This is a genomic window from Kitasatospora sp. NPDC058115, from assembly GCF_042884635.1.
GTDB lineage: Bacteria > Actinomycetota > Actinomycetes > Streptomycetales > Streptomycetaceae > Kitasatospora.
Genome location: NZ_JBHVTL010000027.1, coordinates 108,665 through 131,123, shown reverse-complemented (window position 1 = coordinate 131,123; position 22,459 = coordinate 108,665). Strand labels below are relative to the sequence as shown.

Sequence of the window (22,459 nt, the reverse complement as noted above, 5' to 3'; positions counted from 1 at the left end):
CGCGGGGCCGACTCCACGTTCAGGCTGGCGGCGTACTCCGCCCAGGAGCAACCCCCGCGAGCGCGGGGCCGACCAGCAGGTCAGGGTTGTCATGGCGAGGTTGTAGGAGCAACCCCCGCGAGCGCGGGGCCGACAATTTGCCGGTTTCGTTGGCGGCGGGCGGCACGGAGCAACCCCCGCGAGCGCGGGGCCGACAGCCGGAGCGACAAGGGCGCCCTGGTGCCCGGGGAGCAACCCCCGCGAGCGCGGGGCCGACCTCCCTACTCCACACCCGGGGACGCCCGGGCGGGAGCAACCCCCGCGAGCGCGGGGCCGACTTGTACTCAACGAGTCCCTCCTGCTTGAGCAGGGAGCAACCCCCGCGAGCGCGGGGCCGACGGGCGGGTTGGTCAGCTCTCGTACATGTCTCCGGAGCAACCCCCGCGAGCGCGGGGCCGACGTGGAAGCGGCCGGGCCGGGTGGGCGGATCGTGGAGCAACCCCCGCGAGCGCGGGGCCGACCCGTGGTGGTGGCGCCGGACCAGATGACGGCGAGAGCAACCCCCGCGAGCGCGGGGCCGACCCGAGGAGAGTGGCGTTGATGACGAACCCGCAGGAGCAACCCCCGCGAGCGCGGGGCCGACTGGGAGGCGTACACCAACGGCCGCTACCGGCTGGAGCAACCCCCGCGAGCGCGGGGCCGACACTTGCTGACCTGCGGGTTCTTGCGTCAGAGGGCGCTGGTTGATTCAGTTCGATTGAATGCCCGCCTGGATGGAAGTAGATGGGTCACCGTCATCTCCACTTGTTCCCGGGCCGGTTGTCAGTGCTGTGGCCTACGCTCCCGAAGCGTAGTCGCATGCGGAGGTCGAGATGGTGGTTGAGGGCCATTGGCGGGGCTACCCGCCTGAGGTCGGGGGCTGGTTGGGCGCGTTGTGGGGCAAGTCGGCTGGGCGGGCGGGAGGGACGGCGAATCTTCTGCTCTCGCACATGCTGGACACCGCCGCGGTGGCCGAGGCGGTCTGGGACCGCTACCTCCCGCAGGTCACGCGGTGGCGTCTGGACGGCTTGGCGGGGGGCGTGGGGAAGGGGCGGCGCCTGTTCGCGTGGTTGTGCGGGATTCATGACCTGGGCAAGGCCACCCCGGCGTTCCAGCATCTCGATGCCGCGGGTGAGGCGGCCGTCCGGCAGGCGGGGCTCACGTGGGACAAGTACGCGGTGAAGGGGTCGTCCTGGCGGCACGACAAGGCCGGCGCGCGGGTGCTGAGGGCGCTGCTCGCCGAGGCGAAGTGGAGTGAGGAACAGGTCGGCTGGGTCTGGCCGTTGGTCGCCGGCCACCATGGCCTGGTCCCGACAGTCGGGCAGCTCGCCCCGCCGAAGAAGAACGAGAAGCTGCAGGGGCACAGCCGGCCTTGGAGGCTCGCGCAGCGGGCCTTGGTGGAGGTGTTCTCCCGGGAGGTCGGCTACGACGGTGAGTCGCCGCTTTCCGGGGTGGAGCCCGTTCTGGTGCCGAGTCGTGCGATGCAGCTTCAGCTGTCCGGCTTCGTGGTGATGGCGGATTGGATTGCCAGCGACGAACGGCACTTCACCGGCGTGTCGGATCTGTCGAGGGTGACGATGTCCCGGGCTCGGCAGCGGGCTGCGGCGGCGTGGTCGAAGCTGGAACTGCGCGGTGGCTGGGGTGCGTTGGCGGTTCCCGGGCCGGAGTCGTTCCGGGATCGCTTCGGTCATGGGCCCAGGCCGTCGCAGGAGCTGGTCCTCGATGTGGTGCGTCGGATGGGCGGGCCTGGCCTGGTGATCGTCGAAGCGCCGATGGGGGAGGGGAAGACGAAGGCGGCGCTGGCCGTGGCGGAGGCGTTGGCGGCCCGCTACGGCGCGGACGGGCTGTTCCTCGGTATGCCGACCCAGGCGACCGCGGACCCGATGTTCACCCAGGTGCGCTCGTGGCTGCGCGAGGTCGGGGACGGGCTGGAGGACCAGGTCGCGCTGCTGCACGGCAAGCGGATGTTCAACAAGGAGTGGCGTGGCCTGTTGGAGGGCGCGGGGGAGTGGGGGCAGGGCGCGGACGACCCGTTCTCCTCGGTGGGGGAGGACGAGTACGGTCTGCCGGCCGACTCCTTCGACGGGTGCGAGGGTGCGGCGCGCAGAGCCCCCGCGGAGTGGTTCCTGGGACGCCGTCGTGGTCTGCTGAGCCCGTTCGCGGTCGGCACGATCGACCAGCTCCTGTATGCCGCGACTCGAACCAAGCATGTGATGCTGCGGACGGCCGGTCTGGTCGGCAAGGTCGTGATCCTGGACGAGGTTCACGCCGCCGATGTCTACATGTCGCAGTTCCTGTTGGAGGGCTTGTGGTGGCTCGGGCAGGCCGGAGTGCCGGTGGTGCTGCTGTCGGCGACCTTGCCGCCCGAGCAGCGGCATCGTCTGGTCGCCGCGTACCTGGCCGGTGCGCAGTCGGCGGAGGAGCCTGCGGGGCTGGGGCTTCCGGAGCCACAGGGCTATCCGAGCGTGACGGCTGCCTGGGTCGGCCGGGACGGTCGGCCGGAGCTGCTGGTCGAGAGCGGAGAGTCGTGGCGCGGCGACCTCCGGGTCCAGGTCGAACTGCTGAACGAGGCGACGGTGGCGGCTCGGGGCGATGACCCCGGAACGGCCGATGCCGCCGTGGCCGACTGCCTCAAGGACCGCCTGACCGACGGCGGATGCGCCCTGGTCATCCGCAACACCGTCGCCCGCGCCCAGTCCACCTTCGAATCCCTTCGGAAGGAGTTCGGCTCCGACGTCCGCCTCCTGCACGGCCGCCTGCACGCCGGCCACAGGGCGGACCGTACGCAGCAGGTGTTGGACTTCCTCGGACCGCCCAGCCAGGGACATGAGCGCCCTGACAGGCTGATCGTCGTTGCCACCCAGCTCGCCGAGCAGTCCTTCGACGTCGACGCCGACCTGCTGATCACCGACCTCGCCCCGATCGACCTGCTCCTCCAGCGCATCGGCCGCCTTCACCGCCACGACGGCGTGAAACGCCCCCACCGGCTGTGCCGGCCCACCGTGGTCGTCACCGGCCTCCACCTCCACGACGACGAAGCCCCGCACATCCTGGGCGCCTCCGAGAAGATCTACGGCCGCTACCTGCTCCTGCGCACGGCCGCCGAGATCAAGCGGGTGACCAAGGACGGCGGGGACACGTGGGGCATCCCCGGTCAGGTGCCGGACCTGGTGGCGCGGGTTTACGGCACCGGCCCCGTCGTCCCGGACACATGGGCCGAGGCCGAGACGCAGGCCCGGCAGGACTGGGAGAGGCGACAGGCCGAGCGCCGCGAGAACGCCACCCGGTACGTGCTCACCCGCGCTGGGGAGCACGGCGAACCGACCCTGGCCGGACTGCACCGCGGCGCCCACGGCAAGCTGACCGAGGGACAGTTCGAGGCACTCGTCCGCGACGGTGAACGGAGCGCGGAAGTCGTCCTGGTACGCCGCACCGGGAGCGGCTTCCACGCGATGGCCGGCCGCAGGCTCGGCCCGAACGGCGAGGTCGCCGCCGAACTGCTGGACGACGTCCTCGCGGGAACGGTGCGCCTCCCCGCCAAACTGACAGCGGCGGCCGAGCAGGCGCTCGGCCCGCTGGCCGGCTGGCGCGACCACCCCTGGCTGCGCTACAGCCTGGCCCTCGAACTCGACGAGGACGGCGAAGCGACCCTCGGAGACTTCCGGCTGCGCTACGACGACGACCTCGGTCTCGTGGTGAGCGGGGGACGCCGGTACGGATGGCGGTGAGGTGGTGGGCCGGGCGATTGCCGGGCCCACCACCCAACCCCGCGAGTGCGGGGCCGACTTGTGCCCGTCACGGGCGGCCAAACACGGCCAGGGGCCATCCCCGCGCGAGCGAACCTGCGGGGCCGATGGGCAATTCAAGCATTCGCCCCACGATCGGCCGCTGATGATGCCACGATGATTCAACAACGGGCTAAACAGGGCTAGTTGGGAGATAGGCGCGTGTCTGGGTACAACCTTGTCGACGAACCTTGGCTGACGGTGCGGCCTGTCGGCGGAGGCCCTCCCGTTGAGCTGGGGATCGCCGAGGTTCTGGCCCGTGCCCACGAGTTCGAGGGTATCGTCGTCGAGTTCTCCACCCAGCTCCCGGCCCTCCTGCGCCAGGTCCTGCTGCCCATCGTCGCCCACGCCACCGGAGCGCCCGGGACGCTCCGCGAGAAGGGCGAGCGCCTCACGCAGAACGGAGGTTTCGCCGAGGACGAGCGCAAACGTCTCCAGGTCCATCTAGACGAGCACCGGGCGAAGTTCGACCTCTTCGACCCGGCCGCCCCGTTCGCGCAGGTCGCAGGGCTGCGCACCGCGAAGGACGAGACGAAGGGTTCTGCCGCTCTCGTGGCGACGGCCGCGAGCGGCAACAACGTCCCGCTGTTCGCCAGCCGCACGGACGCGGACCCGCTCGACCTGACACCGGCCCAGGCCGCCCACTGGCTCGTGCACGCCCACTGCTGGGACACCGCGGCGATCAAGACCGGCGTCGTCGGCGACGATCAGGTCAAGGCGGGCAAGACCACCGGGAACCCCACCGGCCCGCTCGGCCAGCTCGGCGTGATCGTCCCCACCGGGCGCACCCTGTACGAGACGCTCATGCTCAACCTCCCGGTCATCCCGCTCAGCGTCCTCGGCGTCCCGCAGTGGATGCGGGGCCCCCACGGCCCGTCCTGGACGGTGCGCGCAGCCGAGGGCCTGCTCGACCTGTGGACCTGGCAGGCCCGGCGGATCCGCCTCATCCCGCACCAGGACGACGCCGGGCAGCTGAGAGTCGCACGGGTGGTCATCAGCGCCGGCGACCGCCTCACGCGGCTGCCCGAGCAGGAGCCGCACACCGCTTGGACGTTCACCGCCCCCGCCAAGAAGTCCGTTTCGGCCCTGCCCGAGCGTCGGCCGCGCCGCCACACCCAGGGCAAGGCCGCCTGGCGGGGCCTGGACGCCCTCCTCGCCCCCATCCGCCAGAGCGCCGACGGGGCCTTCGAGACCAGCGTCCTGCTCGATGAGGTCAGCGGACTGCAGGAGAGCGGCAGGCTCGGCGCCGACTACCCGCTGCAGGTCGAGACCTTCGGCATGGTCTACGGCACCCAGTCCGCCGTCGTCGAGGACGTCATCCACGACGCCATTCCGCTGCCGCTGCTCGCTCTCCATCAGGACAGCGAAGCCCACCAGCTCCTCCTGGACGCGGCCGAACAGGCGGAACTCCTCGCGAGGGCCGTCAACAACCTCTCCGCGGACCTGCGCCGCGCCGCCGGCACCGACCCCATCCCCTGGGACAAGGGCCAGCGCCCCGGCGATCTCCTCCTGCACATCCTCGACCCCCTGGTGCGCCGCCTGCTCGCCGGCGTGCGCGCAGCCGGTGACGACGAGGACGTCCTGGAACGGGGTCGGCTCGCGTGGGAGCGGATCGCCCACCAGCACGCTGGGGAGGCGGCGAACACGCTCCTGCTGGCCGCACCGGCCGCCGCGTTCGGCGGCCGGACGCTCGACCAGAGCGGCAAATCGGGCAAGGCACAGACCTACCGGCTCGGCACGGCCGGCGCCAACTTCCGGCGCCAGGTCGACGAGATCCTCCCCCGCCACACCGATGCCGTGCGGCAGGCGGCCGCCGCACGGGAAGCCGAGACCGGACCTGCCCTCGACTCCGACCCCGCCCCTGGAGCGGACTTTGACTACTGAGCACACCACTGCCCGCAAAAAGCGCCGGTACTGGGACGATTTCACCGCCCCCGACCACACCTGGCGCACCGACCCCCGCACCAAGCAGCCACGCCGACCCCCCGGCGAGGACCTCGCCGCCATGCGCTCCGGCCTCGGACGGCCCGCCATGGACAGCCCCAGGATGTGGCCGCTCTACAGCTGTGACGTCGACGACCGTCTCGCGCTGCGCGACGAGGTCTCCGACGAGCAGAAAGCCGAACACGCCGCCCTGGCCCTCTACGGCCTGCACCAGCAGAGCCAGTCCACACCGATGCACCGCCGGGGCGTCAAACTCGGCGAGGCCCTGCGGGCCCTGCGCCGCAGCGGCAGGTTCAGCGAGGAAGCCCTCGACACCCGGGTCGCCCAACTCGCGGGCGCCACCAGCGTGTCCGCGCTGCTGGTCCACCTGCGCGGCCTGATCACCCAACTGCGCACCGTCGGGCAGCCGCTGGACTACAACCACCTGATGGCCGACATTCAGGCCTGGCACCACACCGACCGGCGCCCGCAGGTCCGCCTCAAGTGGGCCGTCGGCTACCAGGCGTGGAAGGAGAAGGCGCCCGCCGACTGACCCCGCCTGCCCGCCGCTCAGCTGCCCGTACCGCCATCCCCGAGGAGAAGCGCATGACCGACCGCCTCTACATCGACGTGCACATCCTGCAGACCGTCCCGCCGGCCAACCTCAACCGGGACGACAACGGCAACCCCAAGGAGGCCTACTTCGGCGGCAAGCGCCGCTCCCGCGTCTCCTCCCAGGCCTGGAAGCGCGCCACACGCCTGCACTTCGCCGAGAGCCGCGACCGGCAGGACCTCGCCACCCGCACCAAGCGGATCGCCTCCCAGCTCGCCAAAGGCATCGCCGAACGCACCCCCGTCCCGGCGGAGGACGCGCAGCGGATCGCCGACGCCCTGATCAAGACGACCGGGATCTCCGCCGGCAAGAAGGAAGGCGACACCGCCTATCTCCTCTTCTACGGCCGCCGCCAGCTGGCCGGCATCGCCGACCTGGTCGCCGACACCGCCGCCGACCTCGCCGCCCTCGATGCCAAAGCCCTGGAGGAGGCCGTCAAGGCCCTGCCGGTCAAGGAGCAGCTGCAGACCGGCCACCCGGCGGACGTCGCCCTCTTCGGCCGCATGGTCGCCGACATCCCCAGCCTGAACGTCGACGCCGCCACGCAGGTCGCCCACGCGATCTCCACCCATGCGGCCGAGCTCGAATTCGACTACTACACGGCCGTCGACGACGAGAACACCGCCGACGAGACCGGCGCCGGAATGATCGGCACCATCGGCTTCAACTCCGCCACCCTCTACCGCTACGCGACCGTCGGCCTGCACCAGCTGCGCGACAACCTCGGCGACGACAAGGCCGCCGTCGACGCCGTCGACCTCTTCGTCGACTCCTTCGCCCGTTCCATGCCCACCGGCTACGGCAACTCCTTCGCGCACCGCACCCGCCCCAGCCTGGTCGCCGTCGTCGTCCGCGCAGACCAGCCCGTGAACCTCGTCTCCGCCTACGAGAACCCCGTCCCGGCGAGCCAGGGCATCGTCGCCGAGTCCGCGCGCCGCCTCGCAGGGGAGTTCGCCACCGCCACCGAGCAGTGGGGCGACGAACCGGCCTACGCCGCCATCTGCCACACCCTCGGAACCGACACCGGCACCGGCACCGGCACCGATGCCGGCGAGACCGGGCAGAAGCTCGCGAAGGCGTTCGGGGCGAACCGCACCTTCACCGAACTGCGCGACGGCCTGCGCGCCGCCCTCACCGAGCGGGTGAACGGCAACTGATGCCCGCCGACCCCACACCCGGTCCCGCCCCCGCCGCGGACCGGCAGGACGAGGCGCAGGCGGTCCTCGTCCTGCGCCTGGCCGGCCCGCTCCAGTCCTGGGGCGACCGCAGCGCCTTCAACCGCCGCGACAGCCGGCCCCAGCCGACCAAGTCCGGCGTCGTCGGCCTGCTCGCCGCCGCCGCAGGCCGACCACGCGAAGCGGACATCACCGACCTCGTCGGCCTTCGCCTGGGTGTGCGCACCGACCAGCCCGGCACCCTGCTGCGCGACTACCACACGGTCAGCGACTACCGCGGCCGTCCGCTCCCACAGGCCGGCGTCAACGCCAAGGGCCTGCAGAAGCCGACCTCCCCGGCCAAGGACACCCACGTCACCCACCGCTACTACCTCCAGGACGCGGTGTTCATCGCCGCCGTCCAGGGCCGGGCCGCGCTCGTCACGGCGCTCGCCGAGGCGGTCCGCAGCCCCGCCTTCCCACTCGCGCTCGGCCGGCGCTCGTGCGTCCCGACCCAGCCGATCGTCCTCGGCGCGGTGCGCGACGCCACCCTGGAGGACGTCCTGGCCGCGGAGCCCTGGCAGGCGGGCGCGCCTGCCAGGGACGCCTACCGGCGGCGGGCCGAACGGGGTCCGGAGCCGTTCTCGCCGCACCGGATCGACCTGGCGGCGACCTTCGACGACCCGGCGGGCGAGGACACCCTCCAGGACGTCCCGCGCACCTTCGCACCCCGCGAACGCGCCTTCTCCGCCCGGCGGATCCGCCACGAATGGCTCAGCGTCCCCACCGGCTTCGCCCCGTCCACCACGACCACGCACCCGGCCACCGACGCCGGCGGCCACGACCCGTTCGCCCTGCTGGGCTGGTGACCCGATGACCTACCTCTCCCGCGTCCGCATCAACCCCCTGCGCGCCGCCAGCCGCAACCTGCTCGCCAACCCCCGAGCCCTGCACGGCGCCGTCCTGGCCGGCATCCCCGACACCGCCCCCGGCGACCGGATCCTGTGGCGCCTGGACGCCGACCACCCCCGCCGCCCCATGCTGCTCGTCCTCACCCCCTCCAAGCCCGACTGGACCCACATCGTCGAACAGGCCGGCTGGCCCGACGCCGACGGCGAGCATTACGCCATCCGCGACTACAGCCCGCTGCTCGCCCAGCTCGCCGTCGGCCGGGAGTTCGCCTTCCGCCTCAAGGCCAGCCCCGTGCAGAACACGTCCAAGCCCGACAAGGCGAGCCCGCACCGCACCAAGACCGAGGCCGAACTGCGCCACCGCTCCTACCGCATGGCCCACCGCACCGCCGCGCAGCAACTCACCTGGTTCCTGGAGCGCACCACTCGCTGGGGTTTCACCATCCCCGAGGCACGCACCGACGACCCGGCACCGGGCCTCGAACCGTCGGTCGCGGATGCTCCCGCGGACGCGCAGTCCGCCCGAGAGGTGAGGATCACCGACCGAAGCCGCAGTACCTTCACCAAGCCCGGCACCCGCACCCCGGTCACCCTCACCACCGCCACTTTCGAAGGCCGTCTGCGCGTCAGCGACCCCGGTCTGCTGCACGGCGCGCTCCTCGGCGGGATCGGCCCGTCCAAGGCCTACGGCTGCGGCCTGCTCACCCTCGCCCCGCTCCAGGCAGGGGCTCGCTGACCCATGGCCGACATCTGGTGGAAGGCCCACCCGCACGACCTGCACCGCCTCGCCGACCGCGTCTCCAGCGTCTACGTCGAGCGCAGCCACATCGACCGCGACGAGAACGCCGTCGTCGTCATCAACAAACGCGAGACCGTGCGCGTCCCCGCCGCCATGGTCGCCGTCATGCTCCTCGGCCCCGGCACCCGCATCACCCACGGCGCCGTCAACCTCCTCGCCGACTCCGGCACCACCGTGTGCTGGGTCGGCGAACAGGGCGTGCGCATGTACGCGGCCGGCCTCGGCCCCAGCCGCGGCGCGGCCCTGCTCAACCGGCAGGCCTGGCTGGTCAGCCGCACCAAGGAACGCCTCGCTGTGGCCCGCGCCATGTACCGGATGCGGTTCCCGGGCGAGGATGTCAGCACGGCCACCATGCAGCAACTGCGCGGACGCGAGGGCGCCCGCATCCGCAAGCTCTACCAGGCCGAGGCACGCCGCACCGGCGTCCCCTGGAGCGGCCGCGTCTACAAGCCCGGCGACGCCCACGCCGCGGGCGACGACCTGAACCGCCTCCTGTCGGCCGCCAACGCCGCGCTCTACGGCATCTGCCACGCCGTCATCACCGGCCTGGGCGCCAGCCCCGGCCTCGGCTTCGTCCACACCGGACTGGCCACCTCGTTCGTCCTCGACATCGCCGACCTCTACAAGGCCGAATTCACCATCCCCCTTGCCTTCGACCTCGCCCAGCGGGGCCACACCGAGGAACGCGACGCCCGCCTCGGCCTGCGAGACCGCATCGCCGAGGACAAGCTGCTCGGCCGCATCGTCCACGATGTCAAGTCCCTCCTCAGCCCGGAGGGAACCGACATGCCCGACGTCGAGGTCAACGAACTCTGGGACGAACGCGTCGGCACCGTCCACGGCGGCGTCAACTGGGCGGGCAGCGAAGGAGCGTCAGTGGTGACGGGTGTCTCCGACCCGGGCATGGGCGATGAACACCTCGCCATCATCGGCCCGGAGTTCACCGAGGACACGAGCAGCCCATGACCGTCATCATCCTCATTGCCGCCCCCGAAGGCCTCCGCGGACACCTCACCCGCTGGATGGTCGAAGTCAACGCCGGTGTCTTCGTCGGCACCCCCAGCCGCCGCATCCGCGACCGCCTCTGGGACCTCCTCGCCACCCGCATCGGCGACGGCCAGGCCGTCCTCGTCGAACCCGCCACCAACGAACAAGGCTGGACCGTCCGCACCGCCGGCAAGGACCGCTGGAAGCCCGTCGACTTCGACGGACTGATTCTCTCAGCCCGATCCCGCCGATAAAACCGCAGGTCACGAAGTGTCGGCCCCGCGCTCGCGGGGATTGCTCCTGCCCGTGCCAGGGAGAGGGCCACGGCACGGAGTCGGCCCCGCGCTCGCGGGGATTGCTCCGGTGCTTGGTGGTGCGACAAGGTGGAGCGCGTGTCGGCCCCGCGCTCGCGGGGATTGCTCCGCCCAGGGCCTGCTGATCTGCATGGTCCAGGAGTCGGCCCCGCGCTCGCGGGGATTGCTCCCCGCTGACGTGGATCGTCCTCGGGATCGTCGCGTCGGCCCCGCGCTCGCGGGGATTGCTCCCTCTACGCGGACGGAGGGGACGGCGGCGACTCGTCGGCCCCGCGCTCGCGGGGATTGCTCGACACCTGCAACGAACTGATCAAGCGGATCGTCGTCGGCCCCGCGCTCGCGGGGATTGCTCCAGCCTCGACGCCACGCACATGGCCTCGCTCGGGTCGGCCCCGCGCTCGCGGGGATTGCTCCCCGGTCATCACCCACGTGGAGTCCGGCCGGTCGTCGGCCCCGCGCTCGCGGGGATTGCTCCGTGGACGAGGACCAGACCGCTCCGGTCGACGAGTCGGCCCCGCGCTCGCGGGGATTGCTCTGGAGCGGCGCGGCATACGGGTCGACGTCGACTGTCGGCCCCGCGCTCGCGGGGATTACTCCCCCGGGTCGCCGGGCCGCACCCCGGGCCTGCTGTCGGCCCCGCGCTCGCGGGGATTGCTCCGACATCCCCGCCCCGGCCCCGGAGCCGCAGCCGTCGGCCCCGCGCTCGCGGGGATTGCTCCGTTCGCTGGGTGGTCACTTCTGGTCTCCGGTGGTCGGCCCCGCGCTCGCGGGGATTGCTCCTCCACCAAGGTTCCGCTGACGAATGACGCCCTGCCGGCCCCGCGCTCGCGGGGATTGCTCCACGTGGGGAATCACAAAGGGGTTGCAGACAACGTCGGTCCCGCGCTCGCGGGGATGGCTTCTCCTCGATCTCGTCTGACTGCCCTGGCCGACCGGGCTTGACGCCGGTCACCGGCGGCGTTGCATCTGCTCAGCCTCGTGATGCATGCGCTGGCGCAACGTTCGTGGCGCCGGTGCTGACGGATCATGATGTCCGGTGTCGCGACCGTCATCTTCCTGCTCTCGACCCGCGGCCGGGTGCCCAGCTACCTCGGCTGCTCGCTCTCCTTCCTGGGCGTGGCCGCGGTGATCCGGGCCCAGGGCGGCACCAGCGCGACCGTCACCGGCGCGGTGTTCCTGGTGGGCGTCGCGGTCCAGAGGTTCGGGGCACGGATCATCCGCGCCGCGATGCCGCCGATCGTCACCGGCGCCGTCGTCATGCTGATCGGCTTCAACCTCGCGCCGGTCACCGCCTCGACCTACTGGCCGCAGGACCAGTGGACGGCCCTGCTGGTGATGCTCTTCACCGGTCTGGCCGTGGTCTGTCTGCGCGGCTTCTGGTCGCGGGTGGCGATCTTCCTCGGTCTGCTCTTCGGCTATGAGATCTCCTGGCTGTTCGACCGGGTCTTCGGGAAGATCCACTCGGTGGACGGGAGCGGACAGCCGACACCGGCTCCGAGGACGGCGCCCGCCGGCCCCCACGACCACCCGGTGACCCCGGCGGCCGGAGAGGTGCCCGAAAGGGCCTTCTCCGGCCGTTCCGCTTGGCCCGCCCGGACCGGGGGTGGTCGAATCGCCTTCCCCGTCCGTCGCGGCCACTCACCCACCGGGAGAAGCATGTCCCTTCCGTCCCGCCACCGCAGGACCGCCGTCGGCGCCGCCGCCGTCACCGCGCTCGCGCTCTCCTGCGCCTGGGCCACCGCCGGCAGCTCCGCCGCCGAGACCGGCACCGTCCTGTGGACCCCGAGCACCGCCCAGGGCCCGTCCTCCTTCGCCGCCGTCCAGTGCGCCCAGGGCGGCTTCGGCGTCGTCACCGACCCCGCCAAGGGCCGTGTGTGGCGGGCCTCCCAGGCCGCCGGCGAGGAGCGCTGCGAGACGCTGAGCCCCGACCTCGGGGAGGGCGACACCTTCTACCTCGGCTGGTCGTCCAAGGTGGACATCAAGGACACCAACAGCCGCTACGTCTTCCAGCTGAAGTGCTCGCCCAGCACCGGCACGGCCAACCACCCGATCGAGATCGACGCGACGACCGGGCGCATCCGCCTCCAGGAGTGGGACACCGCGCACGTCGCGCACACGCTGTGGACCGCGCCGACCGCCAACGACCAGTGGCACTCCTACGCGCTGAAGATCCGGCTGGGCCGCACCGACGGCACCATCGACTTCTGGTTCGACGGCGTCAAGCAGACCTTCACCACCGGCTCCGGCACCTTCACCGGCACCACCTGGGACGGCGACCGCAACTACCTCAAGTGGGGCTCCTACCACCTCTCCACGGGCGCCGCGACGAACACCTTCACCAGCCCGGTCATGGCGACCACCCTGGAAGCGGCCACCGCCGGTTCCTGAGGCCGCCCCGGCCCGTACGCTACGGGCCATGACGCACACACCAGCGGTACGGCGGCCCGGGCTGGCCGAGCACCTGCGCGACAAGGGCGCGGCCATGCGCGACGCCGCCCGGCGGCGGCCGGACAGCGCGGACTGGGAGGAGGAGGTCGGCGCGGTCTGCGTGGCCGACGACGCCACCGGGGTCCGCAAGGTCAGGGTGGGGGACTGGTCCCTCATCGGCGACGGTGGGCCCGACATCGGCGGGTTCGGCCTCGGCCCGTCCTCGCCCGAACTGTTCTGCGCGGTCGTCAGCACCTGCCTGACCCACACCATCCTGTGCGTCGCGGCACTGGCGGACGTCCCGCTGGACCGGGTCGAGGTCCGGGTCGGCGCCCGCAACAACGACGCCCGGTTCTTCGGCGTGCCGACCGACGCACCCGCCGTGCCCTACGACCTGACGGCGGAGGTCGAGCTGCGCGGCCCGGCCGAGCCGCAGGCGCTGGCGGAGCTGCTGGCCACCGCGGACGCCCGCTGCCCGATGCTGCGCCTGGTCCGCGCCGAGCACAGCGTCACCGTCCGGCTCGCCGCGGACGCCCCCGGGGAGCTCCCCGCCGGTCCCCCCGCCGTTCTCTCCACCGTTCTCCCCGCCGGGGACTGACCCGCCCGGCCGCCGCCCTGTTCCCCGGCCCGCCCGGGTGCCGTACCGTGCCGCACATGGCGAACTCGTCCTCCCGGCACGACGTCGTGATCGTCGGCGGCGGCCACAACGGACTGGTGGCGGCGGCCTACCTCGCCCGCGCCGGACACCGGGTGCTGCTCCTCGAACGGCTCCCGGCGCTCGGCGGCGCGGCGGTGTCGGCCCCGGCGTTCACCGGCGTGGACGCCCGGCTCTCGCGCTACTCCTACCTGGTGAGCCTGCTGCCGCGGAAGGTGGTGCGGGAGCTCGGGCTGCGCCTGGAGCTGCGACGGCGCCGGATCGCCTCCTACACCCCCACCGTCCGCGACGGGCGGCCCACCGGACTGCTGGTCGACGCGGCCGACGCCGGCCGCACCCGCGAGTCGTTCCGGGCGCTGACCGGCGACGACCGTGCATGGGAGGCCTGGCGGCGCTTCTACGCGATGACCGGCAACGTCGCCGAGCGGGTCTTCCCGACCCTCACCGAACCGCTGCCCGGCCGCGCCGAACTGCGCCGGCGGGTCGGCGACGACGCGGCCTGGACGGCCCTGTTCGAACGGCCGCTGGGCGAGACCGTCGAGCAGGCCTTCGCCGACGACCTGGTGCGCGGCGTGGTGCTCACCGACGCGCTGATCGGCACTTTCACCCACGCCCACGACCCGTCGCTGCGCCAGAACCGCTGCTTCCTCTACCACGTGATCGGCAACGGCACCGGCGACTGGGACGTCCCGGTCGGCGGCATGGGCGCGGTGACCGACGCCCTCGTGACGGCGGCCCGGGCGGCCGGGGCCGAGCTGCGCACCGGCTGCGAGGTCACCGCCCTCGCCACCGACGGCACCGGCGAGGCCGAGGTGAGCTACCGCCACCGCGACGGCGAGGCGGTGGCGGCGGCCCGCCGGGTCCTGGTGAACGCCGCCCCGGCCACCCTGGCCCGGCTGCTGGGCGAGGAACCCGGGCCCGCGCCGGAGGGCGCCCAGCTGAAGGTCAACATGGTGCTGCGCCGGCTGCCGCGGCTGCGCGACCCCGCCGCCGACCCGCGCGAGGCCTTCGCCGGCACCTTCCACATCGCCGAGGGCTACCGGCAGCTGGAGACCGCCTACACCGAGGCGGCGGCCGGCCGGATCCCCTCCGCACCGCCGTCCGAGATCTACTGCCACTCCCTCACCGACCCCTCCGTCCTTGGCCCGCAGGCCGTCCGGCAGGGGTGGCAGACCCTGACCCTGTTCGGCCTGCACCTGCCCGCCCGGCTGTTCGCCGACCCGGCCGCCAAGGAACACGCCCTGGCGGCGAGCCTCGCCCGGCTCGACGAGGTGCTCGCCGAGCCGATCGCCGACTGCCTGGCCCCCGACGCCGACGGGCGGCCCTGCCTGGAGGCGAAGACCCCGCTCGACCTGGAGCGGGAGCTCGGCCTGCCGGGCGGTCACATCTTCCACCGCGACCTCGCGTTCCCGTTCGCGACCGGGGAGCCGCGGGGCGCCGCCGCCCGCTGGGGTGTGGCGACCGCGCACCCGAACGTCCTGCTCTGCGGCGCGGGAGCGCTGCGGGGCGGCGGCGTCAGCGGGATCCCGGGACACAACGCGGCCCGCGCCGTCCTGGAGGAGCTGCCCCGGTAGCCGCTTCCGGGAACGGCCCCGCCCCCCCGGCCCGGAATCGAAATCGGGCTGTTCGCTCCAGGCTCGCCCGGAACCGCCGAGGTTGATCGGCCGCGGGCGACGGGGCAGGATCCGTCGCCATGAGAGCCCCCTGGAGGACAGCCAAGTCCTTTGCCGGAAAGTCGAGTTCACTCAGCTGCCCGCCTCCCGGACAGGCCGCCAGCCGGCCCGTCCGGGCGTGCGAGGAGGCGGCCGCATGAGCGCTCCGACCCCCACCACCGGTCAGGCCGACGCGGCCGACGGCGCCGACGACTCCGTGATGATGGAGTGGCAGCCCCCCGGCAGCGACGCCGAGATCATCGACGGTACCAAGACCACCCTGCGCGCCACCGCCCGCGCGCTGCCCCGGCTGCTCGCCCTCGCGCTGCGCCTCGGCCGCCGGGCCGACCGGCCCGCCCTCGCCGTCCTGCTCGGCTGCGCCGCCGCCTCCGCGGCCGCCCAGGCCTTCGGCCTGCTGGCGACCACCGGCATGATCACCCACCTGGTGGCCGGCACCGACTCCTTCGCCGACCGCCTGGCCCGCTCGGTCCCCTCCGTGGCGTTCCTCGCCGCGATGTCCGGGACCGCCGCCCTGCTGCGCATCGCCGGGGAGTGGGCCGCCGAGCGGATCGGACCGAAGATCGCCCGGGCCGCCGAGCTGGAGCTGATCGACGCCGCGACCCGCGCCGAACTCGTCGCCTACGACAACCCCAGCTTCCAAGCGGCCTGGGACGCCGGCGACCGCGGTGCGAGCGCCACCCGCGACCTGCTCTCCCAGGCGCGCGACGTGATCGGCCACACCGCCGGCCTCGCCGCGGCCGGGATCGTGATCGCCACCGTGCACCCCGTGCTGCTCCCGCTGCTCGTCCTCGCGGTGATCCCGCAGGCGCTGGCGCGCACGGCGGCGGCCAACGCCTTCTACCGGGCGATGATGTCCACCTTCGGCGCGACCCGGGCGGCCAACGTGCTGCGCTGGTTCCTGTGCGACCGCCGGCTGGCCGCCGAGGTCCGCTCGAACACCGTCGCGCCGTTCCTGCTGCGGATCCACGGGCGGGCGGTCGCCAAGGTCACCGAGGCGAGCGACACCGCCGCCCGCCGCGGCGCCGTGCTCGGGCTCTACGGGGCGGCGGCGTCCGGCGTGGGGGCGTGCCTGGTCTGGGGCGGCCTCGCCTGGCTCCTCGCGGACGGCCGGGTCACCCTGGCGTCGGCCGGCACGGCGGTGATCGCGCTGCGCTCGGCCGCCGCCGACCTGCACACCGCCGCCAACTACAGCGCCGCCGTCCACCGCACCGGCCTGTACGTCGGGGACTGGCAGAAGTTCATCGCGATGGCCCGCGCCCAGCGGCTGGACCGCGGCACGCTCGCCCCGCCGGCCGGCACGGCGGTGATCGAGGCCCGGGGCGTCACCTTCAGCTACCCGGGATCGGACCGGGCGGCCCTCAAGGGCGTGGACTTCCGGGTCCGCCGGGGTGAGATCGTCGCCGTGGTCGGCGTCAACGGGGCGGCGAAGTCCACCCTGATGAAGCTGCTGTGCGGCCTGACCCTGCCCGACGGCGGGACGGTGACCTGGGACGGCGTCGCCACCCGTGATCTCGACCCCGACCTGCTGTGGCGCCAGACGGCGCTGGTGCAGCAGGACTTCGCGCACTGGCCGCTGACCGCGCGGCAGAACATCACCCTCGGCCAGCCGGGCGGACCCGGCGACGGCCCCGTGCTGGAGGCGGCGGCCGCCACCGGCGCGGACGAGGTGATCGCCGAGCTGGAGCACGGCCTGGACACCCTGCTGGCCAAGGAGTTCTGGGGCGGCGCCGAGATCAGCGAGGGCCAGTGGCAGCGGGTGGTCACCGCGGCCGCCTTCCACCGGGCCAGGTCCGGCACGCTGCTGATCCTCGACGAGCCGACCAGCGCCATGGACCCGAGGGCCGAGCACCGGATCTTCGCCGGTCTCGCGGACGTCGCCCGGGACTGCGCGACGGTGCTGGTCACCCACAACCTGGAGAACACCAGGGTGGCCCACCGGATCGTGGTGCTCGACCACGGCCGGGTGATCCAGGAGGGGACCTTCGAACGGCTGGCCGCCGAACCCGGGATGTTCGCCGACCTGCGGGCCCTGCAGCACGACCGGGCCGCGACCGTGCCCGCGCAACGCTCGGACACCACGGGAGGGAGCCCGCGTTGACGCGCGGGGCCGAGTCGATGCCGACCCGGGGCCGTTCCGGCGTGCCGGTGTCCGCCCCGTCCGGTCGTCCGTGGGGCTCCGTGGGGCCGTACTGCCGCCCGTTCCGGTCGAGCGGTGGCCGGAGGGGCGGCAGCGCGGCTCAGCCGCGGGCGAACCAGGGGGAGGGCGGTCAGCGGGAACCGGGCCACGTCGAGCGACTCGTCGTCGTGCCGGGCAGGGCGACAAGGACCCCTGGTCCGTGTCCGCCGACCGCCCGGACGGGGCGGTCGGCGGACGGCAGGAGGCGGGTCGGCTGCCGGGGGCGGGGTCCTCGGAGGCGGCGTGGGCGGCGGCCGGACCGGTCGCCGCGGCGGGTGTCAGAGGTGCAGCTGGGCGGCGAGCCGCTCGGCCACCGTGCGCAGCGGCTCCCCGGTCAGCGCCGCGTCCGGGGAGGCGGCTTCGGTGCCCTGGCTGACCAGCAGGGCGAGGTCGCCGCGGTCCGCGACGGGGAGCCGGGCGACGGCGACCGACCCGCGGCCGGGGGCGGTGCTCGCCCGGCCGGGGGAGGGCTGGTCGGCGGAGACGGCGGCGAGCTGATCGGGCGTGAGGTCGCCGGCCCGCTGGATGTAGGGCAGGGCCAGGTTGACCGCGATCCGCTCCGCCGGGGCGGCGAGCACACCGATCTCCACCGGGGTCGTCCCGGCGGTGAAGGAGCACCAGACCTGGACGCTCTCGGGCCGGGCCGGCGCCGTCGCCACCGGGCCGGAGGGCAGTGGCCGGGCCTCCTCGGGCGGCACGACCTCCGCCCGCACCGCCCGGTCCGCGCCCGCGGCCGGAGTGACGGCCCGTTCGATCCCGGCGGCCCTCAGCGCGCCCGCCAGGTCCAGGCCGAACGGGCACGCCGGGTCCGGACCGAGGTCCCGGACCGCCGACTTCAGGGTGGTGAAGGAGAGCTTCCCGCCGGCGGACGGGGCGTCCGTACCGCCGGCGGAGGAGCAGGCGGCCGTGCCGAGCAGGAGCCCGGCCAGGACCACCGGGGCGAGTACGGTCGTGCGGTCGGTCGTCATCCGGTCAGCCTAGGGCGTGTTCCGGCACGGCCCCACCGCCGTCGTGCTCCCCGTGCCCGCGGCCCGGGATCGTGTCGCCCGGTCCGGTGGTTCACCAGGCCGGGCCTTCCCCCGGGAGGGTGTCGGGGGTGAGGTGCTCCCCGGCGTTGCGGCAGGTGCTGCAGGTGTGCCAGTGCGCCCGGGACTGCGGCCGTTCGGGGTGGACGGACCGGTGCGGAGCGAGGGTCATGTCCGAGGTGTCCAGACCGCACAGGGTGCGCGGGCCGCAGGCGCCGGAGGCCTCGGTGGGGGCGGAGTGCGCGCGGCGCACCGGGATCTCGGGCTCGGCGGGCCGGTGGTCGGCGCCGAGGAGGCGGATGTTGGTCGGTGTGTCAGGTTCCAGTACGACGACGATGTCCATCTCCACAACGTGGACTCGGGACCGGCCCGCCGCACCCCCATGACGGCATCCGGACCAACCCGGCGCGCGACCGGATCGGCCCGCGACCGACCCCGACCGACCATGACCGACCACGACCGCGACCGACCGCGACCGACCGTGACCGCGACCGGGCCCGGGCGCGCGTGGCGCCCGGGCCCGGCCGTCGGCGGATCGGAACACGGATCAGAACACGGGTCGGAACACGGGTCAGAACGCCGAGGTGTACGCGGTGAAGAAGCGGGACGGGACCGGCGAGCCGGAGCCGTTGAAGCACAGCGGGTAGAGGTTCACCGTGCCGGCGCTGCGGGCCCACGGCGTGGCCAGACCGCAGTAGTCCGGGCCGGGGCCGAAGGCGGTGACCTGCGCGGTGTCCGCGGGCACGGCGATGTTCGGCAGGTTGACGGTGTAGGGGACGGACCCGCTCAGGGTGTTGGGCGGGCCGGAGGAGTTGAAGTTGGTCGCGGCCGGCACGCCGCCGTTGAACCACAGGTAGCCGTAGGACTTGGGCGGCAGCGCCGGCCCGTGCACGGCCCGCTTCTCCGAGTAGCTCAGCGTCCAGCGGGTGTCGTACGGGGCGTTGGCGGCGTTGTAGCAGTTCACCAGGACGGTCTGGCCGCTCGCGGAGGGCGCCCACTCGCCGACCTTGCAGCGCGCGCCGTTGACCGCGTCGACGGCGGTGACCTCCAGGTTGCCGGCCGGCGTCGCCTGGCCCAGGCCGGGCAGCCAGACCTTCCAGACGCCGGTGCCGCCGTAGCCGACCGCGTTGGTGCCGCCGGTCGAGTTGTACTGGGTGATCACCGCGCCGGTGGTGTTCGAGAAGACGTAGCCGTAGCCGCCCACGGCCGGGGCCGGGACCCCGCTGCTGGTCGTGTAGAGGACGGTGAACCGGGTGTCCTCGGGGGCGCCGCCCGGCCGGTAGCAGCCGACCGCGACGTCCTGTCCGGTGCCCGCCGTCGCCCAGCCCCTGACCTGGCACCAGCTGCCGGTGCGGCCGACGGCCGTCACGTGCGCGATGCCGCCGGGGCCGGCGATCAGCGGGAAGTGCACGACGTAGGACCCGGTGCCGACCTGGTCCACCCTCACCGGGTTGGCGGCCGGGGACGGCCAGCTGCCCCACTGGCGGCTGGTGTCGGGGACGTAGGACGGCGGCGGGGTCGGGTTGTCGAGGTACGCGAAGCCCCAGCGGTCGGGCACGGCGGCGTGCGCCGGGCCGGCCGCCGGGAGACTGACGCCCACCAGGGCGGCCAGTACGGCGAGGACGAGCAGCAGGGCGCGGACGGCGCGGAACGCGCGGTCGGCGGGAACGGGTCTGACCGGTGGTACGGCGGTGCCGGCGTGCATGGGCATACCCCTTGGGTGTGAGGAATCACGGGCGGCCTGCGCGGTGGTGCCCGCCCTGCTGTTCCGCCCGTGCCGGGGTGAGCCGGCAGGCGGCGGCCGACGGGACGACCGGTCCTCAGGGAGGGGACCGGCGCTACCCGGCGTCGGCCGGCAGTGACGGGGTCGGGGGTCAGGCCCGACGGCGCTCACATCGTAGGGGCGCGCCGGGCGGCGGCACAGGCCTGCGGTACGCGTCGCCCGGCCCTTCGCGCGACGGGCGGAAGCCGCCCCTCCGGGTGCCTCCCGCCCCGGCCGCCCCGTCCGCCGCCGCACCGGCACCACCCGCCCCACCGCGTCCGTGCCGTCCCGCCGGGACCCTGACCGGAAACCGCCCTTCCGGCCGGGCCCGCGCTCCCTGGAGCCCGGGCCGGACCGCGAACGGACACCGTTGGGGCGGGCGTCGGCGGGGCGACCCCGTCCGTTCACCCGGCGGACGCCCGCGACCCGGCAGCGGCTCCGCCACGGCGACACCCGTGGCCGGCCCGGAGGCCGGCCCTCCGTCAGCGCGGGTGCCGCAGCCAGGAGTCGAGTACCGCGTAGTCGCCGTCGGTCAGCCCCACCCGCGGATCGACCCGGTGCAGCAGCGCCGGCCCCGGGTGGTGCGCGGCGACCCACGCCCGGTCGGCACCGGTGATCTCGTCGTCGACCCAGGCGAACGGACGCCCACCCGCCCACGCGACGAGGGCGCGGGTCTTCCAGTGCAGGCCGTCGCCCTCCTCCGCCTCGTCGGCGTCGTCCGGCTCCGGCCGGCCCAGGACGGCCAGCGGCGGCAGTCCGAGCAGCGGGGCGATGCACGTGTTCGCGTCGTCCATCCAGGTCGTCGCCCAGACGGCTTCGCACGGCAGCGCGGCCAGTCGCGGTCCGTGCCCGGGATCGACCCGGGCGAGCAGCGGGTTCCCGCCAGCCGCCGCCCCGTACACCGGGTACGGGCCCTTCCCCCCGAACGGGACGAGCGGCCCGTCCACGTCCAGGAACAGCAGCGGAGGCAGAGCGGATCCGGTCATCCCGGCACCCTACCGGCCCCGGGAGCGGGCCGCTTTCCCCCGCTGCGCGGAGCCCGGAGAAGTGATGCGCGGTCACGTCCCGTCAGGGTGAACGGTCAACGGAAGCCGGGGCGGGCGCCACGATCGAGTGGTCCTCCGGTCGTGCGGTTCGCATCCGGAGTGTTGGGGCCGGACGGGGGACGGCGGATCGCTAGCTTGGGCCCCGGTCCCCGGCCCGCCGCCCCGACAGGCGCGGGCCCTCCCAGGAGAAGGAGCACCCATGATCCAGAAAGGCCTGCGGGCCGCCTGTTCCGCGGTCGTGGCGTTCGCGGCCGCGGCCGCGCTGACCCTCGGCGTGCCGGGCGGCACGGCCTACGCCATCGACCACGTCGAGTGCGTCGGCGGCGAGAGCTTCCTCAAGATCTACTCGCACCTCGACGGCCGCGAGAGCGTCGACTGCTACGCGAACGCCGGCCGGACCGACTTCGGAGGGTGGTGGATCGACCGGATCTACACGGGCAACAATGACCTGATCTACTACGACGTCAACGGCGACTCGGTGAAGATCGAGCGCTGGCACGACATCAGCTTCCCCAACCGGCCTCCCCGGGTCGCCTCCATCCAGATCCTCTGACCCGACCGCCGCCCCGCGGGCTACTGCCGGCCCGCGGACCGGCGGACCGGCGGAACCGGCTGCGGGATGAACGAGGGCGGGGCGGCGCGGGGCGGGAACTCGGGGAACGGCGGGAGCGCCGGGAGCGCCGGACGGGGTCGGGCGTCAGGCTGCGCCGCGTCGCGCGGAGCGAGGGGCGGTGGAACCGGCTATTTCGGACCCCAGGCCGGGGCCACCAGGGACGAGGAGGTGGACGCGCCGGCCAGGGCCGGCCACTCCAGCGGCGGGATGTTCCTGCTGTCCGTACCGGCCCCGGAGGGACGCCTCGCCGGCGCGGCCCTGGTCAGCAGTGCGCCGCACGCCGGCCGGCGCCGTCCCTTCGCCGACCGGGCGGCGGCGCACCCGCTCCCCGCCCTCGACGAGGCGGCCGCCGCCCACGCCCGGGAGCCGGACGACGCGACCCCGCGCTGACCCTCGCCGCGGCGCCGTGGGACTTCATCGCCCGGGGGCCGGCAGGGGGCCGGCCGCTGCCGGCGGGCCTCCCGTACTGCCAGGCCGCGGTGGACTTCGACCGGCCCCACGTGCTGCGGCACACGATCGAGGACGCCGGTCACTTCCCCCGGATCGAGAACCCCCGGGCCGTCCGGGCGGCCTTCGCC

At 73.8% G+C, this 22,459-nt stretch carries 17 protein-coding genes, 1 pseudogene and 2 CRISPR repeat arrays (1 of these 20 only partly in view); of the genes and pseudogenes, 14 read left to right on the top strand and 4 right to left on the bottom strand.

Features of this window, described 5'->3' with window-relative positions; genetic code table 11:
• Positions 1-683: direct repeats of the CRISPR family, unit length 29 nt; unit sequence GGAGCAACCCCCGCGAGCGCGGGGCCGAC (it extends 17 nt beyond the left edge of the window).
• A 168-nt stretch (positions 684-851) separates the two neighbouring features.
• From cas3 to ACFVVL_RS27115, 12 genes and pseudogenes are all read left to right on the top strand, one after another.
• Positions 852-3,746, top strand: coding sequence for a CRISPR-associated helicase Cas3' (gene cas3, locus ACFVVL_RS27170; RefSeq protein ID WP_387679672.1), 2,895 nt, complete (start codon positions 852-854; stop codon positions 3,744-3,746).
• Positions 3,747-3,965: 219 nt separating this feature from the next.
• The gene (gene casA / locus ACFVVL_RS27165) at positions 3,966-5,687 is read left to right on the top strand and encodes a type I-E CRISPR-associated protein Cse1/CasA (RefSeq protein ID WP_387679669.1); all 1,722 of its coding nucleotides are present in this window, start codon (positions 3,966-3,968) and stop codon (positions 5,685-5,687) included.
• Positions 5,677-6,279, top strand: coding sequence for a type I-E CRISPR-associated protein Cse2/CasB (gene casB, locus ACFVVL_RS27160; protein ID WP_387679666.1), 603 nt, complete (start codon positions 5,677-5,679; stop codon positions 6,277-6,279). The genes casA and casB overlap by 11 nt, the downstream gene beginning before the upstream one ends.
• Before the next feature lie 53 nt (positions 6,280-6,332).
• Positions 6,333-7,496 (top strand): type I-E CRISPR-associated protein Cas7/Cse4/CasC, encoded by a 1,164-nt coding sequence (cas7e, locus tag ACFVVL_RS27155; RefSeq protein WP_387679663.1) that lies wholly within the window; start codon positions 6,333-6,335, stop codon positions 7,494-7,496.
• Positions 7,496-8,362, top strand: coding sequence for a type I-E CRISPR-associated protein Cas5/CasD (cas5e, locus tag ACFVVL_RS27150; RefSeq protein ID WP_387679658.1), 867 nt, complete (start codon positions 7,496-7,498; stop codon positions 8,360-8,362). The genes cas7e and cas5e overlap by 1 nt, the downstream gene beginning before the upstream one ends.
• Before the next feature lie 4 nt (positions 8,363-8,366).
• The gene (gene cas6e / locus ACFVVL_RS27145) at positions 8,367-9,140 is read left to right on the top strand and encodes a type I-E CRISPR-associated protein Cas6/Cse3/CasE (RefSeq protein WP_387679655.1); all 774 of its coding nucleotides are present in this window, start codon (positions 8,367-8,369) and stop codon (positions 9,138-9,140) included.
• Between the two features lie 3 nt (positions 9,141-9,143).
• Entirely contained in the window at positions 9,144-10,169 is a 1,026-nt protein-coding gene (gene cas1e, locus ACFVVL_RS27140) for a type I-E CRISPR-associated endonuclease Cas1e (RefSeq protein WP_387679653.1), read from the top strand.
• Positions 10,166-10,444: a type I-E CRISPR-associated endoribonuclease Cas2e gene (cas2e, locus tag ACFVVL_RS27135; RefSeq protein WP_331744407.1), complete on the top strand. Its 279-nt coding sequence runs from the start codon at positions 10,166-10,168 to the stop codon at positions 10,442-10,444. The genes cas1e and cas2e overlap by 4 nt, the downstream gene beginning before the upstream one ends.
• A gap of 18 nt (positions 10,445-10,462) precedes the next feature.
• Positions 10,463-11,406: direct repeats of the CRISPR family, unit length 28 nt; unit sequence GTCGGCCCCGCGCTCGCGGGGATTGCTC.
• Positions 11,407-11,487: 81 nt separating this feature from the next.
• Positions 11,488-11,992: pseudogene (locus tag ACFVVL_RS27130) on the top strand (solute carrier family 23 protein); the annotation flags it as partial.
• Positions 11,993-12,920: 928 nt separating this feature from the next.
• Positions 12,921-13,529, top strand: a complete 609-nt coding sequence (locus tag ACFVVL_RS27125; RefSeq protein ID WP_387679650.1) for an OsmC family protein — start codon at positions 12,921-12,923, stop codon at positions 13,527-13,529.
• 56 nt (positions 13,530-13,585) lie between these two features.
• A complete protein-coding gene (locus tag ACFVVL_RS27120) occupies positions 13,586-15,160 on the top strand; it encodes a phytoene desaturase family protein (protein ID WP_387679647.1) in 1,575 nt (524 codons plus the stop codon).
• Positions 15,161-15,395: 235 nt separating this feature from the next.
• The gene (locus ACFVVL_RS27115; RefSeq protein WP_387679645.1) at positions 15,396-17,357 is read left to right on the top strand and encodes an ATP-binding cassette domain-containing protein; all 1,962 of its coding nucleotides are present in this window, start codon (positions 15,396-15,398) and stop codon (positions 17,355-17,357) included.
• Between the two features lie 356 nt (positions 17,358-17,713).
• On the opposite strand, the gene ACFVVL_RS27110 is transcribed toward ACFVVL_RS27115, so the two are convergent.
• From ACFVVL_RS27110 to ACFVVL_RS27095, 4 genes are all read right to left on the bottom strand, one after another.
• On the bottom strand, positions 17,714-18,403 hold the full coding sequence (locus ACFVVL_RS27110) for a hypothetical protein (protein ID WP_380297275.1): 690 nt from the start codon (positions 18,401-18,403) through the stop codon (positions 17,714-17,716).
• A 91-nt stretch (positions 18,404-18,494) separates the two neighbouring features.
• The gene (locus ACFVVL_RS27105; protein WP_380297273.1) at positions 18,495-18,803 is read right to left on the bottom strand and encodes a hypothetical protein; all 309 of its coding nucleotides are present in this window, start codon (positions 18,801-18,803) and stop codon (positions 18,495-18,497) included.
• 228 nt (positions 18,804-19,031) lie between these two features.
• Positions 19,032-20,165 (bottom strand): hypothetical protein, encoded by a 1,134-nt coding sequence (locus tag ACFVVL_RS27100; protein ID WP_380297271.1) that lies wholly within the window; start codon positions 20,163-20,165, stop codon positions 19,032-19,034.
• Positions 20,166-20,704: 539 nt separating this feature from the next.
• Positions 20,705-21,208, bottom strand: coding sequence for a hypothetical protein (locus tag ACFVVL_RS27095; RefSeq protein WP_387679641.1), 504 nt, complete (start codon positions 21,206-21,208; stop codon positions 20,705-20,707).
• Positions 21,209-21,467: 259 nt separating this feature from the next.
• Between ACFVVL_RS27095 and ACFVVL_RS27090 the strand changes: the two genes are divergently transcribed.
• Both ACFVVL_RS27090 and ACFVVL_RS27085 read left to right on the top strand, forming a co-directional pair.
• Positions 21,468-21,821 carry a beta/gamma crystallin domain-containing protein gene (locus ACFVVL_RS27090; protein WP_380297269.1) on the top strand — a complete coding sequence of 118 codons (354 nt, stop codon included), beginning with the start codon at positions 21,468-21,470 and terminating at the stop codon, positions 21,819-21,821.
• Positions 21,822-22,049: 228 nt separating this feature from the next.
• The gene (locus ACFVVL_RS27085) at positions 22,050-22,271 is read left to right on the top strand and encodes a hypothetical protein (protein WP_387679637.1); all 222 of its coding nucleotides are present in this window, start codon (positions 22,050-22,052) and stop codon (positions 22,269-22,271) included.
• Positions 22,272-22,459: the final 188 nt, after the last annotated feature.

What these genes read in the sequence shown, in the direction of transcription:
- ACFVVL_RS27120 (WP_387679647.1), top strand. Translation starts at nt 13,586, where the DNA reads ATGGCGAACTCGTCCTCCCGGCACGACGTCGTGATCGTCGGCGGCGGC.
- ACFVVL_RS27105 (WP_380297273.1), bottom strand. Translation starts at nt 18,803, where the DNA reads ATGGACATCGTCGTCGTACTGGAACCTGACACACCGACCAACATCCGC.
- ACFVVL_RS27115 (WP_387679645.1), top strand. Translation starts at nt 15,396, where the DNA reads ATGAGCGCTCCGACCCCCACCACCGGTCAGGCCGACGCGGCCGACGGC.
- cas3 (WP_387679672.1), top strand. Translation starts at nt 852, where the DNA reads ATGGTGGTTGAGGGCCATTGGCGGGGCTACCCGCCTGAGGTCGGGGGC.
- cas7e (WP_387679663.1), top strand. Translation starts at nt 6,333, where the DNA reads ATGACCGACCGCCTCTACATCGACGTGCACATCCTGCAGACCGTCCCG.
- ACFVVL_RS27110 (WP_380297275.1), bottom strand. Translation starts at nt 18,403, where the DNA reads ATGACGACCGACCGCACGACCGTACTCGCCCCGGTGGTCCTGGCCGGG.
- ACFVVL_RS27125 (WP_387679650.1), top strand. Translation starts at nt 12,921, where the DNA reads ATGACGCACACACCAGCGGTACGGCGGCCCGGGCTGGCCGAGCACCTG.
- ACFVVL_RS27095 (WP_387679641.1), bottom strand. Translation starts at nt 21,208, where the DNA reads ATGACCGGATCCGCTCTGCCTCCGCTGCTGTTCCTGGACGTGGACGGG.
- cas2e (WP_331744407.1), top strand. Translation starts at nt 10,166, where the DNA reads ATGACCGTCATCATCCTCATTGCCGCCCCCGAAGGCCTCCGCGGACAC.
- cas5e (WP_387679658.1), top strand. Translation starts at nt 7,496, where the DNA reads ATGCCCGCCGACCCCACACCCGGTCCCGCCCCCGCCGCGGACCGGCAG.
- cas1e (WP_387679653.1), top strand. Translation starts at nt 9,144, where the DNA reads ATGGCCGACATCTGGTGGAAGGCCCACCCGCACGACCTGCACCGCCTC.
- ACFVVL_RS27090 (WP_380297269.1), top strand. Translation starts at nt 21,468, where the DNA reads ATGATCCAGAAAGGCCTGCGGGCCGCCTGTTCCGCGGTCGTGGCGTTC.
- ACFVVL_RS27100 (WP_380297271.1), bottom strand. Translation starts at nt 20,165, where the DNA reads ATGCACGCCGGCACCGCCGTACCACCGGTCAGACCCGTTCCCGCCGAC.
- cas6e (WP_387679655.1), top strand. Translation starts at nt 8,367, where the DNA reads ATGACCTACCTCTCCCGCGTCCGCATCAACCCCCTGCGCGCCGCCAGC.